The sequence below is a fragment of the Pseudodesulfovibrio piezophilus C1TLV30 genome (assembly GCF_000341895.1).
GTDB classification, from domain to species: domain Bacteria; phylum Desulfobacterota; class Desulfovibrionia; order Desulfovibrionales; family Desulfovibrionaceae; genus Pseudodesulfovibrio; species Pseudodesulfovibrio piezophilus.
This window is the reverse complement of sequence record NC_020409.1, coordinates 223,741-238,933: the sequence shown is the minus strand read 5'-3', so window position 1 is coordinate 238,933 and position 15,193 is coordinate 223,741. Positions and strand designations below refer to the sequence as shown.

Annotated in this window: 16 protein-coding genes; 2 read left to right on the top strand and 14 right to left on the bottom strand. The window is 46.8% G+C overall.

Annotation, left to right across the window (positions count from 1 at the left end; genetic code table 11):
- Nucleotides 1–96: 96 nt before the first annotated feature.
- From BN4_RS01235 to BN4_RS01180, 12 genes are all read right to left on the bottom strand, one after another.
- Nucleotides 97–807 (bottom strand): amino acid ABC transporter permease, encoded by a 711-nt coding sequence (locus BN4_RS01235; RefSeq protein ID WP_041720078.1) that lies wholly within the window; start codon nucleotides 805–807, stop codon nucleotides 97–99.
- Nucleotides 808–863: 56 nt separating this feature from the next.
- A complete protein-coding gene (locus BN4_RS01230) occupies nucleotides 864–1,625 on the bottom strand; it encodes a basic amino acid ABC transporter substrate-binding protein (RefSeq protein WP_015413531.1) in 762 nt (253 codons plus the stop codon).
- 71 nt (nucleotides 1,626–1,696) lie between these two features.
- On the bottom strand, nucleotides 1,697–3,232 hold the full coding sequence (locus tag BN4_RS01225) for an ABC transporter ATP-binding protein (RefSeq protein ID WP_015413530.1): 1,536 nt from the start codon (nucleotides 3,230–3,232) through the stop codon (nucleotides 1,697–1,699).
- A 3-nt stretch (nucleotides 3,233–3,235) separates the two neighbouring features.
- A complete protein-coding gene (locus BN4_RS01220) occupies nucleotides 3,236–4,153 on the bottom strand; it encodes an ABC transporter permease (protein WP_015413529.1) in 918 nt (305 codons plus the stop codon).
- Nucleotides 4,154–4,161: 8 nt separating this feature from the next.
- Nucleotides 4,162–5,226, bottom strand: coding sequence for an ABC transporter permease (locus tag BN4_RS01215; RefSeq protein ID WP_015413528.1), 1,065 nt, complete (start codon nucleotides 5,224–5,226; stop codon nucleotides 4,162–4,164).
- A 15-nt stretch (nucleotides 5,227–5,241) separates the two neighbouring features.
- Nucleotides 5,242–6,375: a BMP family ABC transporter substrate-binding protein gene (locus tag BN4_RS01210; protein WP_015413527.1), complete on the bottom strand. Its 1,134-nt coding sequence runs from the start codon at nucleotides 6,373–6,375 to the stop codon at nucleotides 5,242–5,244.
- 127 nt (nucleotides 6,376–6,502) lie between these two features.
- The gene (gene gpt, locus BN4_RS01205) at nucleotides 6,503–6,985 is read right to left on the bottom strand and encodes a xanthine phosphoribosyltransferase (protein ID WP_015413526.1); all 483 of its coding nucleotides are present in this window, start codon (nucleotides 6,983–6,985) and stop codon (nucleotides 6,503–6,505) included.
- Nucleotides 6,986–7,052: 67 nt separating this feature from the next.
- The gene (locus tag BN4_RS01200; protein WP_015413524.1) at nucleotides 7,053–8,504 is read right to left on the bottom strand and encodes a dihydrolipoyl dehydrogenase family protein; all 1,452 of its coding nucleotides are present in this window, start codon (nucleotides 8,502–8,504) and stop codon (nucleotides 7,053–7,055) included.
- Nucleotides 8,505–8,508: 4 nt separating this feature from the next.
- Entirely contained in the window at nucleotides 8,509–9,198 is a 690-nt protein-coding gene (locus tag BN4_RS01195; protein ID WP_015413523.1) for a TVP38/TMEM64 family protein, read from the bottom strand.
- 5 nt (nucleotides 9,199–9,203) lie between these two features.
- Entirely contained in the window at nucleotides 9,204–10,154 is a 951-nt protein-coding gene (locus BN4_RS01190) for a glucokinase (RefSeq protein WP_015413522.1), read from the bottom strand.
- Between the two features lie 97 nt (nucleotides 10,155–10,251).
- Nucleotides 10,252–11,127 (bottom strand): motility protein A, encoded by an 876-nt coding sequence (locus BN4_RS01185; protein WP_231856562.1) that lies wholly within the window; start codon nucleotides 11,125–11,127, stop codon nucleotides 10,252–10,254.
- A 14-nt stretch (nucleotides 11,128–11,141) separates the two neighbouring features.
- Nucleotides 11,142–11,864, bottom strand: coding sequence for an OmpA/MotB family protein (locus tag BN4_RS01180; RefSeq protein WP_015413520.1), 723 nt, complete (start codon nucleotides 11,862–11,864; stop codon nucleotides 11,142–11,144).
- A 182-nt stretch (nucleotides 11,865–12,046) separates the two neighbouring features.
- Between BN4_RS01180 and BN4_RS01175 the strand changes: the two genes are divergently transcribed.
- On the top strand, nucleotides 12,047–12,670 hold the full coding sequence (locus BN4_RS01175; protein ID WP_015413519.1) for a Maf family protein: 624 nt from the start codon (nucleotides 12,047–12,049) through the stop codon (nucleotides 12,668–12,670).
- Complete coding sequence (locus tag BN4_RS01170) at nucleotides 12,667–13,137, top strand: phosphatidylglycerophosphatase A family protein (protein ID WP_015413518.1); 471 nt, start codon at nucleotides 12,667–12,669, stop codon at nucleotides 13,135–13,137. Before BN4_RS01175 ends, BN4_RS01170 begins: the two co-directional genes overlap by 4 nt.
- A gap of 58 nt (nucleotides 13,138–13,195) precedes the next feature.
- Here the strand turns inward: BN4_RS01170 and pal are convergent, their stop codons facing one another.
- Entirely contained in the window at nucleotides 13,196–13,756 is a 561-nt protein-coding gene (gene pal / locus BN4_RS01165) for a peptidoglycan-associated lipoprotein Pal (RefSeq protein WP_015413517.1), read from the bottom strand.
- 124 nt (nucleotides 13,757–13,880) lie between these two features.
- Nucleotides 13,881–15,188 carry a PD40 domain-containing protein gene (locus BN4_RS01160; RefSeq protein ID WP_015413516.1) on the bottom strand — a complete coding sequence of 436 codons (1,308 nt, stop codon included), beginning with the start codon at nucleotides 15,186–15,188 and terminating at the stop codon, nucleotides 13,881–13,883.
- Nucleotides 15,189–15,193 lie beyond the last annotated feature (5 nt).

Genomic DNA, 15,193 nt, shown 5'->3' with positions numbered 1-15,193 from the left:
TCCCTATAAATATAACATACTGGGAACATGAGAAAAAAGAAAGTCCCTTCATGAATTCATTTCATGAAGGGACTTTCTTTGTAAGCGGGCAGAGACTTATCCGAGATCCAACACTTTACAAGCGTTCTCTCTCGCTCCACTTCCGGCCGCGAGTTTTCTCTCCAATGCATTGAAAACCCGTGAAAATGAAAAAGTCAAAATAAGGTAGATGCAGCCAGCCCCCACAAGGAAGGGAACATATGTATAGTATCGAGCTCCCAAAACTTTGGCGGTAAACATGAGTTCTGCCACGCCAATAGTCGAAATAAGTGAAGAGTCTTTCAGAAGAACAATCAACTCATTTCCCAAAGGAGGTATCATGCGCTTCAATGCCTGAGGTAAAATAACATAAAACATCGATTGGGTATGCCCAAGCCCTGTGCTTCGTGCTGCCTCCATTTGTCCCTTGTTAATGGACTGGATACCCGCACGAATAATCTCAGCATTATAGGCACCGCTGTTTATGCCAAGAGCAATGACACCGGTTAAGAGAGGGTCAGGTGTAATTCCTTCGCCAGTTATCATCATGTAAATTTGCGGAAAGCCGAGATAAAAAAAGAAAATCTGAAGCAGCATCGGAGTACCTCTGATAACCTGAATATAGATATCGGCGACAATCCGTATACTCAAGCGGCGACTGATACGACATGTTCCGGCTAAAATGCCAAGAAGAAGCCCCAGAGCCAATGCTCCAAAAGTCACTTGCAGGGTAGCCGAAGCCCCAGACAGGATCATAGTGTAATGCTTAAAGACCAAAGAGAAATCCATAACCGGCTCCCCGAACGATGACCGAAAGAGCAAAGCTCTTCCGGTCATACTTCAAACTAAAAGTTCCACTTCTTAACAATCGCATCATAGGTGCCATCTTTCTTGACGGCATCCAATGCTGCGTTGAGTGCAGCCAACAAATCTTCATTTCCTTTTCGGGAAATCATGGCAAACTCCTCAAAAGACAAAGGCTCACCAGCTTTCTTGAAAGTACCATTTTTCATGTATTCATCAGCAACGCTCAAATCAGCGATAACTGCGTCAGCAGCATTATTGTGCAACATCATAAAAGCAATACTATAGCTTTCAGGCTTAATGACAGAAGCACCTTCAATCTTATCTGCCTGCTGCTCTCCTGTAGTCCCGAGCTGTACAGCTATTTTTTTCCCATTCAGATCAGCAACGTTTTTGATATCTGAATCCGGTCGGGTGACTATAACCTGACCACTAGCAAAATACGGAGCGGAGAAGCCAACTTGCTCACGACGCTCTGGGGTAATGCTGAATCCGGACATCCCCATATCAACCTGTCCACTCTGAACCGCAGTTACGATCGCGGCGAATTCCATAGTAACCCACTGCACCTTGACGCCAATTTTCTGGGCAACAGCATCAAGCAGATCAATATCAAATCCAACACGCTCTCCATTGTCCCCTATCGACTCGAAGGGCGGGTAGTCTGGACTGTTGCCAACAGTAATGACGCCCTTTTCCTTGACTTTCTCCAATGTTGTACCAGCAGCGCTTGATATGCCGGAAAAACTGAAAAGCATGATCAGTATCAGAACAAAAGAGATGTGGGCTTTACGGATATTCATGAAACACTCCTCAAAAGAATAAAGGTGGTATCAAGCCGCAACAGCTTGACATAAAGACATCTTCTTTTCCGTTAATCTGTAATTCCAGCCATGAGAGGGCCGATTTTCCCCGAGATTTCAGGATCAGAAGACGACAGCATACCTAAGATCTGTCCTCGATAGATGACAGCAACACGATCTGCCAATTGCAACGCTTCATTCAGATCTCCGGTCACCAGGAGGATTCCCGCAAGATTCCGAGCCTCCAGTAACCGGTTCCAGACCTCTTCCGTGGCCGAAACATCAAGTCCTTGTGTTGGCTGTTCAGCGACAATAAAACGAGGCTCCCTAAAAAGCTCCCTCGCCAAAACAGCCTTCTGGAGATTCCCTCCTGAAAGCTGCCACGCGAGGGCATGGATTCGACCAGGCCGAATATCAAATTTCTCAATGAGATCAATGGTATCTTTCTCAGCCTGTTTCTTGTTCAGCCATGGACCTTTGGAAAATCCCTTGCGCGTCGTTAAAAGCAAATTATCTACTAGATTCTGATTACGAAGAGTTGCAAGGCCTAACCTATCTTCCGGAATATAGCACATGGAGCGATTCCAGGTGGATTCAGCAAAGAACTGACGCCAAGGTTGCCCCATAATAAAAACAGTATCAACAGGAGGTTTGACAAGGCCAGTGACCGCTTCAACCAACGCTTTCTGCCCGTTGCCAGCAACTCCGACAAGGGCAACAATCTCCCCTTGCCTAACTTCAAAATCGATATTTTCAAGCCCCATTCCGGTCATATTCGAGACCTGAAGCACAGTATGGCCGATCTCAACTGGTTGACGGTCAACCTCAAGGAGAACTTCCCTCCCTACCATGCGGGATGCCAGCTCTGCTTTTGACTGAATAGCATTGGGGTCGAGTTCCCCCTCAATCTTCCCTTTGCGAAGAATGGCAATTTCATCAGCCAAAGCAATGACCTCTTCCAATTTATGGCTGATGAAAATGATGGATTTACCCTGCTCTGTCATTCGCCACAGCGCTTCGAAAAGTCTGTTTGTCTCCTCAGGCGTTAAAACAGCCGTCGGTTCATCAAAAATAAGAATCCGACTCTCCCTGTAGAGCAGCTTGAGAATTTCAACAATCTGCTTTTCTCCCATGGAAAGATCACAGACCCGAACAGAGGGATCAATTTCCAAGCCATACCTATCGGCCAAGTCGCCAACTCGGCGAATCATATTATCAGGATTGACCCAGAATCCGCCTTCCTGTCCAAGAAGAACATTTTCGGCAACGGTCATAGATTCAACAAGCATAAAATGCTGGTAGACCATGCCTATCCCCGCAGCGATGGCATCCTTGGAAGAAGAAAAACGAACCGGATTCCCATCAACTTTGATCTGCCCTTCATCAGGGCGATAGCGACCGGCAAGCATACTCATCATAGTTGATTTGCCAGCACCGTTTTCACCGAGCAAGGCTTTTATGCGACCAGGATAAATATCAAGGGTGATGGAATCGTTGGCCGTGACTTTACCAAATCGTTTGGTAACGCCTTGCAGACTCACGACAGGTTGAGTTCCTTCTGCTAAAAGACGAACTCTTGTCGGACGAATAAATTTAAACTCCGCCATACCTTATCCTTCCGGCTCTATATTAGTACCCAAAGCCGCAGGAGCATCAATACGACGTCCACGCGCAGCTGAAAGGATCAAGACAAAAATAGTCAGAAGATATGGCAGCATGAGAAGAAGAGAAGAGGGTAAATGAGTCCCCATAGCCTGAAGTCTCAGTTGAAATGCCATAACACCACCAAAAAGATAGGCTCCAATAACCGCCCTTCCAGGACGCCAAAAAGCAAAAATGACTAAAGCAACAGCGATCCAGCCCCGCCCTCCGGATAGTCCATTGGTCCATAGGTGGGTATACGCCAAGGAGAGATATGCTCCTCCCAAACCGATAAGGAAGCCCCCCGCAATGACAGCAACATATCGCAAGGCTCTTGGCTTAAGACCGACAGCACTCGCGGCTACTGGCATTTCACCAGTTGCTGTAATGTGAAGCCCCAGACTTGTCCTTTTGAAAAAGAACCAAAACAGAACAGGAACTATAAAAGAAATGTACACAAGCATGTCGTGTTTGAAAAAGATATCTCCCAACACCGGAATCTGAGAAAGTAAAGGAAAATCAAATGGAGAAAACCCCGGACTGGAAAGACCGACATACGGAACCCCAAGATAATTAGTCAATCCCAGTCCAAGTATGGTCAAAGCCAACCCGGAAACCACCTGATTTCCCAAGCAGATTATACAAACAAAACCATGCAATGCGCCAAATGCCATCCCGGCACAGCCTCCGGCTAGAAAGCCCAGCCACGGCGACCCTGTCAACGAACTGACTATAAACGCTGCCAAGGCTGACACAGCCATGGTTCCTTCCACACCAAGATTAAGTACTCCGCCTTTCTCAGTCATCATCTCACCGAGAGTGGCATAAAGGATGGGAGTGCCAGATTGCACAGTCGCGGCCAGCAGCGGTATCAAAAATTCCCACATAATTTCAGCTAATCCTGTGAACGCGGCTTGCGTTCCAGCTTATACATCAGAAAAAACTGTCCTGCCAAAACAGTCAGTAAAATCATTCCTTCCATGATGACACCGAATGCTGCAGGAATCTGCAATTCAAGCTGAAGATTTTCGACTCCCACACGGAGAGCAGCCAAGAGGAAGGACCCCAAGGCAATATAGAGGGGTTCAAGCCGAGCGAGCCATGCGACAACAATGGCAGTGTAACCATAACCGACCATAAGGCTCGGCTGCAATCGGTTGAGAACTGCGGAAGTTTCGATACAACCTGCAAATCCAGCGAATCCGCCGGATAATCCCATTACAAACATAACAAGCATTCCATAGCGAATCTTGGCATATTTGGCGACACGAGCACCTTCACCACTCGCCTTGAGTTCAAAACCAAGCCGGGTAAAGCGCATGAATGCCCACAAGACAACACCAACACACACACAAAACAGTAAACCCCAATGAACTTTGCTGCCACCGATGCTACCGATAACAGCGTTGGAAGGGAATTCAGCCGTCATGGGAAATCCAAAACTCTTGGGGTCTTTCCACACACCGAAAACAAGATAGTCCAGGAGCAATATGGCAATGTAGTTCAACATGAGGGTCGAAATAATCTCGTTCACACGAAGCTTGAGTCTGAGAAAAGCTGGGATTAATGCCCAAAGCCCCCCAAGAATAAAGGCCATGAAAAACATCAGGGGGAGAAGAAAGAAAGCCGGAAGGTCCGGAAAAGAAAGTGCCATCCAGGTTGCCCCAATGGCTCCAAGGGCAAACTGTCCTTCTGCACCGATATTCCATATCTGCATTCTAAAGGCCACAGCCACACCTAAAGAGCAGAGAAAGAGCGGAATGGCTTTGAGCAAAGCTCCTTCCAAGGCCCACAAATGCCCAAAACTTCCCTGCCATAAAATATCCATGCCATACAAGGCATCCTTCCCTTGAACAGCAAGGAGCAATGCACTCACCCCAAGTGAAAAGAGCAGGGCGCCCAGGAATATTACCAGGGCGCCCCACTTCCAGGGTTCTTCTCTTTTTCTTATTTTTAGCACTCTGTGTCCAAGGCTTTATTCTGTGGTGCCAATAACACCTTCAACGAACCAGGTCATACCAAGCAAATCACCATCAGGGATAACGGCTCCTTCGGTCACGACAACCTCGCCGTTCTGATTCTTGAGAGGTCCTGCAAAGATAGTGTCATCCCCTGCCACGAGCTTGGCCTTGTGTGCTAAGACTATTTCCTTCACATCTTCGGGAACCATCGGTCCCATCGGCGCGATGTCAACGACACCATCAGCCATGGACCACCATGCAGACTGATTGCCCTTCCAGGTACCATTTTTTATTTGCTCAACAGTTTTGACATAAGCAGGTCCCCAGTTCCAGATAGCAGAGGTCAGATGTGCCTTCGGAGCAAAAGATGCCATGTCGGAATTATACCCAATAGAATATGCACCGGCCTCCTGTGCAGCCTCCTGTGCAGCCGGGGAATCCTGATGCTGAGTAATGACATCGCATCCGGCGTCCAGCAAGGACTTGGCTGCATCCTTTTCCAACGCAGGATCATACCATGTTTTTGTCCAGACAACACGAACTTCAGCATCGGGATTCATCTCTCTTGCACCAATTGCAAAGGCATTGATACCGCGAATGACTTCGGGGATAGGAAACGCAGCCACATACCCAAGTTTGTTGGACTTGGTCATGGCTCCGGCAACAAGCCCGGTCAGATAGCGAGACTGATAGATTCGGCCGAAATAATTACTGACATTCTCAGCTTTTTTAAAACCTGAACAATGCATGAATGCCACATCGGGGAATTCCTTGGCGACCTTCATGGTCGGGTCCATATAGCCAAAACTGGTCGTAAAGATAACATTAAACCCTTTGCGGGCCATATTACGAATAACACGTTCAGAATCTGCACCTTCAGGAACGGACTCAACAAAAGCGGTCTCCGTGAAGTCCAATGCATCCACAGCCTTACGCCCAAGGTCATGAGAGTAAGAATATCCAGCGTCACCAACGGGAGAAACATAAACAAAACCAGCCTTAACTGTCTTGGCAGCCTCTTCTGGTGCTTCTGCCTGAGGAGGCAATGCTTCCGTTTTTTCTTCCTGAGGGGCTTCGCCACAAGCGAAGAGAGACAACATCATCGCCATGGAAGCGACGACAACGAGCAGTTTCAGCATTCTTTTCATGAGGACCTCTCCGTTAACTTTTGATCCAATCTCACTATCTCTGCACACATTTCAGAGCACCATCTTCGGATGCTTTCGACAGACTCATCGAACTCACCCTGCATTCAAACAATCTGGACAGACAGTCCTATTCCACAACTTGAATAATTGGTTCCACAAATTGAGAACCTGCATCCCAGGGAAAAAGAATCCAAGTGTCCTGGCTCACTTCAGTAATATACGTTTCGACCATGGGCCGACCTTCAGGCTTTGCATAAACCGTGGCAAAATGGGCTTTTGGCACCATATCCTGAGCAATTTTAGCTGTTTTTCCAGTATCCACGAGGTCGTCTATCAATAACCAACCATCGCCATCATTATCAATTTTTTTGAGAACCTGAGCCTGCCCCTGTTCTTTCCAATTATAACTGGAAAGGCAGATAGTATCCACCAAATGAATATCAAGCTCACGCGCGAGTATGGCGGCCGGGACAAGCCCCCCCCGCGTAATTGCTATAATACCTTTCCAAGGCCCTTTCTCCATCAGACGCCATGACAATGCCCGGCAATCCCTATGCAGTTGCTCCCATGATACTGGAAACATCTTTTGATATCGGCTTTTATCACCCATACGAAATATTCTCCTTGTTTCGACTCTCGTCTCAAAAGAAGGTGGTCACTTACCCATGTTTGCCCGATTAATCAAGCTTGCAGGCTTTTCCTTGATACCCAAAAAAGAATCGAAGGGTCTTTCGCACCGGTTCTGAAAAAATTTTCTGGGAAAGGATGCTGCCAGCGACTCGTTTGTTGATTTCACTCACTGTCGGGTATGGATGAATAGCAGAAGCAAGTGTGGATAAGCCTGTTTTTCCATTCAGAATAGCTACCCACTCTGAAAGAACCTCCCCGGCATGTGGGCCAACAATCTGCACGCCTAAGGGCTTTCCCTTTTTCGTCAGTAATATTTTAATTCTACCAACTGAGGCCCCCTCAGCTTGAGCACGATCATTCTCCGTAAAACTCTCTTCCAAAACGGAATACTCTCTCCCCGCTTGCTTGGCCGCCTTTTCATTCAGCCCGATACTAGCAAGTTCCGGTTCGGTATATGTACACCAGGGGAGCCATGTATAATCAACTTTGCGAGGAAGTCTGAACGCAACATTGGAAACGACGATCCCCCCTTCATACCCCGCAGCATGAGTGAATTGATATCGACCAGTAACGTCCCCTGCCGCAAAAATATGCTTTTGCGTTGTTCTCAATCTATGATCGACCAACACCCCTTTATGATCAGACTCAACACCTGCATTCTCCAAATGCAGCCCCTCGATGCTCGGAGACCGACCTGTTGCCACCAAAAGTTTTTCGGCCTCAAGACTATACTCTGCTCCATCTATTTCATACCGAACTACGATAGAGTTGTTCTTATCAGAAACTTTTATTGTCTGGGCGCAGAGATGGACAGTGACTCCTTCCGATTGCAAAGTCGTCTGTACAACACTGGCCATATCTCCATCTTCGAGAGACAATACCTGACAATTCCGTTGCAAAACAGTCACATCAGTCCCCAAACGAGAAAAAGCCTGAGCCATCTCACAACCAATTGGCCCGGCCCCGATGATGATCAGTGACTTGGGTAACGCTTCCAAAGAAAAAAGGTCTCGGTTCGTCAGAAAGTCGACGCCATCCAGTCCGGGAATCACCGGAATCGAAGAGTGAGACCCGGTCGCAATCACCCAGAATTGAGCCGAGACCCGTTTCGGCCCATACTCAACAGTATGACTGTCCACGAATGAAGCCTGACCGAAGTCGACCTGCACACCAAGTTGGCAAAATCTGTCTACCGAATCATGCACTTGAATAGCATCAATAACGGATTGAATCCTACTCCCGACTTGTCGGAAATCCACTGGGGGGAGATTGAAAGAAGGAAGCCCAAAATCCGAGGCTCTCCTCATCTCATGATAAACCGAGGCCGTCTTTATCAGGGTCTTACTTGGTACACATCCATAGTGGAGACAATCACCGCCAAGCAACATTTCCTTCTCAAGTAATAAAACCTTCATACCGAGTTGAGCCGCTCCAGATGCGACAGTCAATCCGGCAGCTCCGCCACCAAGTATTCCTATATCAAAGTCATAACGTGCCATATCGCTATCTCCTGGCTTGAATCCAACTCAATGTCTTTTTCATGACCAAAGGGAATAACCCCAATATAATAAACGAAATAATGAGACTTGGTGAAAATAACCCGGAAAGAGATTCCAGTTGCCCGAGTTCTTTACCGGCATTAATGTAAATGACGGTAGCCGGGAACATACCCACTTGCGAAACCCAATAAAAGGTAAAGAGTCGCATGGGTGTCAGCGCCATAACCGTGTTAATGACAAAAAAAGGAATAGCGGGGATCAGCCTCAAAGTGAAAAGGTAAAAAGCCCCTTCTCTCTCAACACCTTCGTTAATTTTTTTAAGACGTTCTCCAAACTTATCCTGAACCCAATCCCGGAACAGGTATCTCGACATAATAAAGGCCAATGTCGCCCCTATTGTACTGGCAAAAGAAACGATGAATACTCCCGTTGCTAGTCCGAAGAGAGCACCACCGGCGAGAGATATCACTGTCGCTGCGGGAAGGGCAAAAGCAGTGGTCAGGACATAAAGCATAAAATAACCGGCGAGAACAAAAAAGGTATGTTCATTATAAAGAGCTTGGAAACTTTCTCTAGAAGATTTGAGGTATTCGAGAGACAAAAAACGTCCCAAATCAAAGAGAATATAACAAGCAATTATCCCAACAAGAATCAATACAAGAGCAAGACGCTTCAGATAATATTTGTGTATCATGTCCCTCACTCACTTCCGAGTAACTGTTGCGCATAAAAAGCTGCCCCAAACAACCCACTTTCCTCATTGGTATTGAGCTTGATTGGGACAGATCGTAAAAAATTTGAATAGACGTGTGTATTGTGAAATTCTTCAATAAAACAAGGATGATTTACCAACATGGTATTTTTTGCGGCCATGCCACCGGCAATGAACAGTCCCCCATGAGCCATCAGGGCAAGGGCCCAATTCCGACAGGCTCTCCCGTAAAATCTGGCAAACCACTTGGCGGTTTCACTCTCCTGGGTGATACTCTGAGAAACGTCCTCAGGAGCCAACGTTTCTCCTGTCAAAAATTCGTGAATCAAAGACAGCCCCAGACCGGTAACCACGCTGTCCCCCTCAGCCCAATTACGCCCACTGCGCTGACAATTGAATTCGGCATACTCCAACTCAGCTCTACCATAAAAAGGGAAAGCCATATGCCCTCCCTCGGAAGGCAGAGCTATCCATGTCCCATGAGTATGGAGCAACGCCGAATAACCAAGACCTGTCCCAGCCCCGATGACCCCTACAACGCCGATTTCTTCAGCAATGCCATGCTGTATAATCAGTGAATCCTCTACGGCAAGAGTTCGACAGGCATAGGCTTGGGCAACGAAATCATTGATAAGCCGAACTGGAACACTCCCAAATGACACTTCGTTGAGATCGACCCCCCATGGAGCATTGGGGAGATTTTCACATACCATCCCATGCTGTACCGCACCGGCAACAGCAAGAGCACCGCTTTGAAATGTTCCGGGCTGAGCAGAGAAATCGCTTGCCCAAAGCTGGCTGAGAAGTTCTTGAAAAGATGAAGCGCCATGGGTTTTCAGCCAGATGGAATCAACCATTTCCAACCGTCCCCCCGAATACTCAAAAAGGGCAAAACGACTGTTGGTTCCACCGATGTCTGCTGCCAAAATATGAGCCATATAAAAGTCTCCTCCCGTGCGAAGGAGACTAGCATAAACAGATGAAAAAAAAAGGAGCCTTACGACTCCTTTTTCAACTTGGTTGTACCCTTTTCAATTATGCAGCTTCTGTTGCATCTTTCAGAAGATCAGGGGAAGCATCCTCGCCAACGGTCTCTAAAGGTTCCTGGAGCTTTTGAACGTACTTTCTCCTTATTTTACGAAGAGTTTCCGTTTTTCCGGCGCGTTGGCTCGGACTCAGGAAGGACACCAGCTTGCGTTCCAGTTTATAAGAATTTTGTTCTTTGCTAATAGCCACGACCCCTTCAAGAACCAATTTTTGATTCAGGAGTTCCGCTCTTGTGGAATAATTGATATTTTCGGCGATGGGAGAAAATATCAAATGGCTCAGAACCAAACCGTAGAGAGTCGAAATAAATGCGACCGGGATATTCTTAAGAATAACTGCGGTATCGTTAATCCCCATAAGCAGACCTATCAACCCGATAACACTTCCCGCTACACCGAATGCAGGAGCTGTTCGTGCCATGGTCAGAAAAAATCGTTCACTCTGTTGGCGACGAAGATTAAAAAAAGCCATTTCCACATTCAATGTTTCGCGAATTTCATCTTCCTTGTAGTTATCCACGAGCAACATCAGCCCACTTTTAAGAAAGGTGCTGATATCGCTATTTTCATTCCTCTCAAGCGAAAGTACACCATCAACTTTACTTTTTACGGACAGATCAAGCAAAGTATTGACAATTTCTTCCGATGTAACACTCCCATTCAAGTAGGTGTTACGCGCAACCATAAATGCGTTCTTGACATGGGATACTGGATAACTGAGAAGCATTGCCGCAACGAGTCCTGAAAGAACAACCAGCAAAGCTGCAACATTCCAATACGCTGCAGCGGTTCCGGTCAAAAGAAAACTTCCAACGAAAATCAAAAGGCTGACAATGACGCCTGCCAGATTTTTCTTATTCATCATTTCCTCCAATCGACTCAAACTTCATTGGTAATTATAATTTCAACCCGTCTATTCATAGTATGATTGGCCTCGGATGTTTCCGGCACTTCGGGGTTATAGGTGCCCCTGCCACTCACAATGATTCGTTTGGGAGCGATAGCAAATTTTCCCATGAGATAATCAGCGACATCTGTTGCGCGTTGACTGGATAAGATAAAGCTCCTTGTTCCCGAGGCTTCATTGGCGGCCGCGTATCCCACGACATGGACTGTCCCTACACTCAGTTTAACAACTCGGGCCACTTCCTGGAGATATTGGTCTGCATCTGGTTTGAGAGTGGATTCTCCGGCAGCAAAGAAAAGTTCACCGCGTAGGGTCACTTTGATCCGGTCCCGTCCTTCTCGTACAACAGTGACACCATCAATTCTGGACCTATAAAGGACCTCACTGCCAGTCACATTGACACTCTCCTGCTTATCTTGTCCCCCGGCTCGACTGGATATCTGCCCAATAAGGCCGATCAGGGGATCCAGAGTGCTGGTTGCCTGAGCTTCATCAGCACTCTGTTGACTAAAGAGTACTTTCACATTCTGATGTGTCTCTGAGTATACAAACAACACCACAAATAAAACAAACATGACCATCATGAGGTCAGACCAGGGTACAGCCCAATCATTCATGCCAGGAGTCGAGGCATGCCCTTCCATTTGGTCAAATGAAGTAAAGCTTGTTATCGTGTTCTTTTCTCTCTCGTTCATGGGCACTCCTGTATTTTCACGATGAGAATACAGCAAGAATTCTGCCAAGGACATAAAATCCCAATATATAAAGCTAAAAAAACAACTAGATCATGAAAACAAAGAAAAGATTCAAGACATGCCAAAAAGCCGTCAGGACACTCGATTGACGCGCCTTCCATTATGAGTGAAGAACAGAAATTATGATAACAACACCATATGGTCCTTTTGAAAATGACGGCCCACTCATACTCGCCTCTGGTTCACCTCGCAGAAAAGAGTTACTTTCCAATCTTGGTTTGAATTTTAAAATCATTCCTTCCACACTCGATGAGCCTGCACCAGACGCTGGAGAAGCTCCGTCTCAGTATGCCCAACGCATGGCAACCATGAAGACATTGGATATTGCCAGACAACAACAGAAACACAGCCCAGTCATAGGAGCTGATACCATAGTTGTCCTGAACCAACGTATTATGGGAAAGCCTGTGGATAAAGAAGACGCCCTGCATATGCTCATGGCGCTTTCTGGAAAAACTCACCAGGTCATCACGGCTTTTTGCCTTGCTCTTGCGCCAAACGATGTAACAACCCATTCTATATCGACGGATGTCACGATGCGGTTTTCCAGAAAGTCAGAGTTGGAAAAGTATATCACAACGGGTGAACCATTGGACAAGGCGGGAGCCTATGCTATCCAGGGAATTGGAGCATTCCTCATCACCAGCATAGCTGGTTCTTATACCAATGTGGTGGGCTTGCCTGTCTCCAGCATACTCGACACATTGCTTACTAAAAAAATCATCAGGGTTAGGAGTTCAAAATGATTCAACACCCCAGACTTGATCGCTTTGCGACCTCTCTAGCAACACTTGGTCCTGTAGGTCATTTCCCCAAAGCTCCTGGGACATGGGGATCTCTTGCTGCTATTCTCACCGCTCCCTGGCTTTTTCTTCCTTTTTCCTTTCCACAACGACTGCTCATCCTTTTGGTGATCCTTTGTGTCGGGATATGGGCCTGCTCTCGTGCTGAAAAAGTATATGCGGAAAAAGACCCCGGCTGTGTCATTATCGATGAACTTTTCGGGCAGTGGCTCGCGATCCTTTTTTGCAGCACGACAAACTGGCAGCTTGCGGTTGCCTTCTGCCTCTTCCGGGGATTTGACATATTCAAACCATGGCCTGTCAAATGGACTGAAAATACCTTTCCAGGTGGAATGGGAGTGATGCTTGACGATGGAGTTGCGGGCCTTTATGCATTGGTCTTTCTTTCTTTGATCACACTTCTTTTTTAGTATAAAAAAAGGCCGCTTCTACAAAGAAGCGGCCCAAGAGCTTCAGACATAAAAGAATCTACTGAACAACAAACTCGGCACGGCGATTCTTTTCCCAGGAAGTCTCAGTATGACCGGAATCGACTGGCCGTTCCTCACCGAAACTGACTAGAGACATACGCTCGGGATCAACACCGAGAATAACGAGGTGTTCATAAGCAGCGCGGGCTCGACGTTCACCAAGTGCAAGGTTATACTCTTCAGTACCACGCTCATCACAATGCCCTTCGATAACAACCCGAATATTCTTGTAACGACGCATGACATTTGCCTTAAGAGCCAACACAGAACGTGCTTCTTCACTTAATTCGTAGGAATCAAAGGCAAAATGAATGACAACGCTGGACAACTCCTCGACCGCCTCCGCTTTGGCGCGAGCTTCTGCTTCAGCAGCAAGCGTGGCTTCATCAACTTTGGGTTCCTCAACTGGAGCTGGGGGCGGCGACCATTGCGTATCATCCTTCACCTCGACTTGTGCGCCAGGAGGTGTACTGGATGTCGTTTTTTTGGCACACCCGGCGGCCATCATAAGCGCCATAGCCAAAATGGTCAGTATGACAATATTCCACTTCAATTTCATGCCAGCTCCTTCGTTAACGCCGTTGACCGGCCATTACTTATATAATTTTCAAGCCATTGGTCAGACTTTCAACTAGATGTACGCCTTCTCCAATAAAAATCAACCCTCGTCGCGTGACAAATCATCATTGCATTGAAGTATCCCACGCCGGGGCAAATGCCGGTTCTGGACCTGTGGAGATCTTCTTGGGCTTGTCTCCATGTCTGGTAGTAAGATACAGTTGATATTCTCCAATCCGACTGGAGGCAAATGCGATAAAGTATCCATCCGGCCCAAACGCAGGGTACTCATCGTTTCCCGGCCCAAAAGTCAATTGTTGTTCACGACCTGTTTCCAGATCATGCAAGAATATCCTGTGCCCATTGGCTGTTCTATGGGTGTAAGCAATATATCGCCCATCAGGACTCAGGCAGGGATGCGTATTGTATTTTCCACTGATTGTCACTCGTCTAATCTTACCGGTTTTCACAGTAAGAAGATAAATATGAGGATTACCAGCCCTGCCCGATGTAAACGCCATGAGGTTGCCGGTTCGATCAAAACTTGGTGAAACATCGATATAAGGACTTTCTGCCAAAATGCGCTTCGGGTTGAATTTTGAATCCAATTCATAGATATTCGTCGCACCATTTCTATTAAGAGCAACGAGCAACCGATTCTGCGGCCCGAACACCGGACTGATGACGGTCTGCCCTAATCCTTTGCTAATCATCCGTATTTTCTTCGTTTTACCATCATAGACTCCAAGTTCATGCCTTGATTTCCCTATATGGGTAAAAACAATCTGCTCTCCGTTTTGTGACCAAGCGGGACTGAGGTTGAATCCACCTAAACGAGTAATACGCTTCAGAGCGCGTCCTTGAGGAAGAATGGTAAATATTTCCTTGGTCTTTCCTTCCTGTTTGACAAAGGCTATAGGGGAATCAAAGAAACCTTTCTTTCCCGTTAAGGCTTCCAGAAAAGCGGAACTAAACCTATCTGCCGCTGGCGGCAATGTTTGCTCGCTCATATCATTATAGGCTTTCCCTACCAGACGACGCCCGCTAAAAGTGTCAAAGATACGAGCCTCCAGGTAATTGCCGTTCCAGCCTGTAGTCAGGCACAAGTCTATTCGAGCCAACTGCATCGGTTTATAATCGATCTCACGCCCCTGCACCCCCGTACTGGGATCCCCACCTAACAATTCAGCCATAGGGACAACGTGAAGAAAGGGAATGTAGCCCAGATTTTCTTTGACAATATTTTCAAAAGACCTGGCAAGGGCTTCAGGCAACGGGCTTCCGCCAATTCCCTTTGGTGGAAGAAGAATGATATTGACCATCTTTTGCCCAGGTCCATGAATATCAACAGAAAGAGGACCGTCCGCAAAGGCTGAGGAAAAAAAGAAAACACTCATCACACATGAAAGACTTATTAATAATATTCGTTGCATACAGA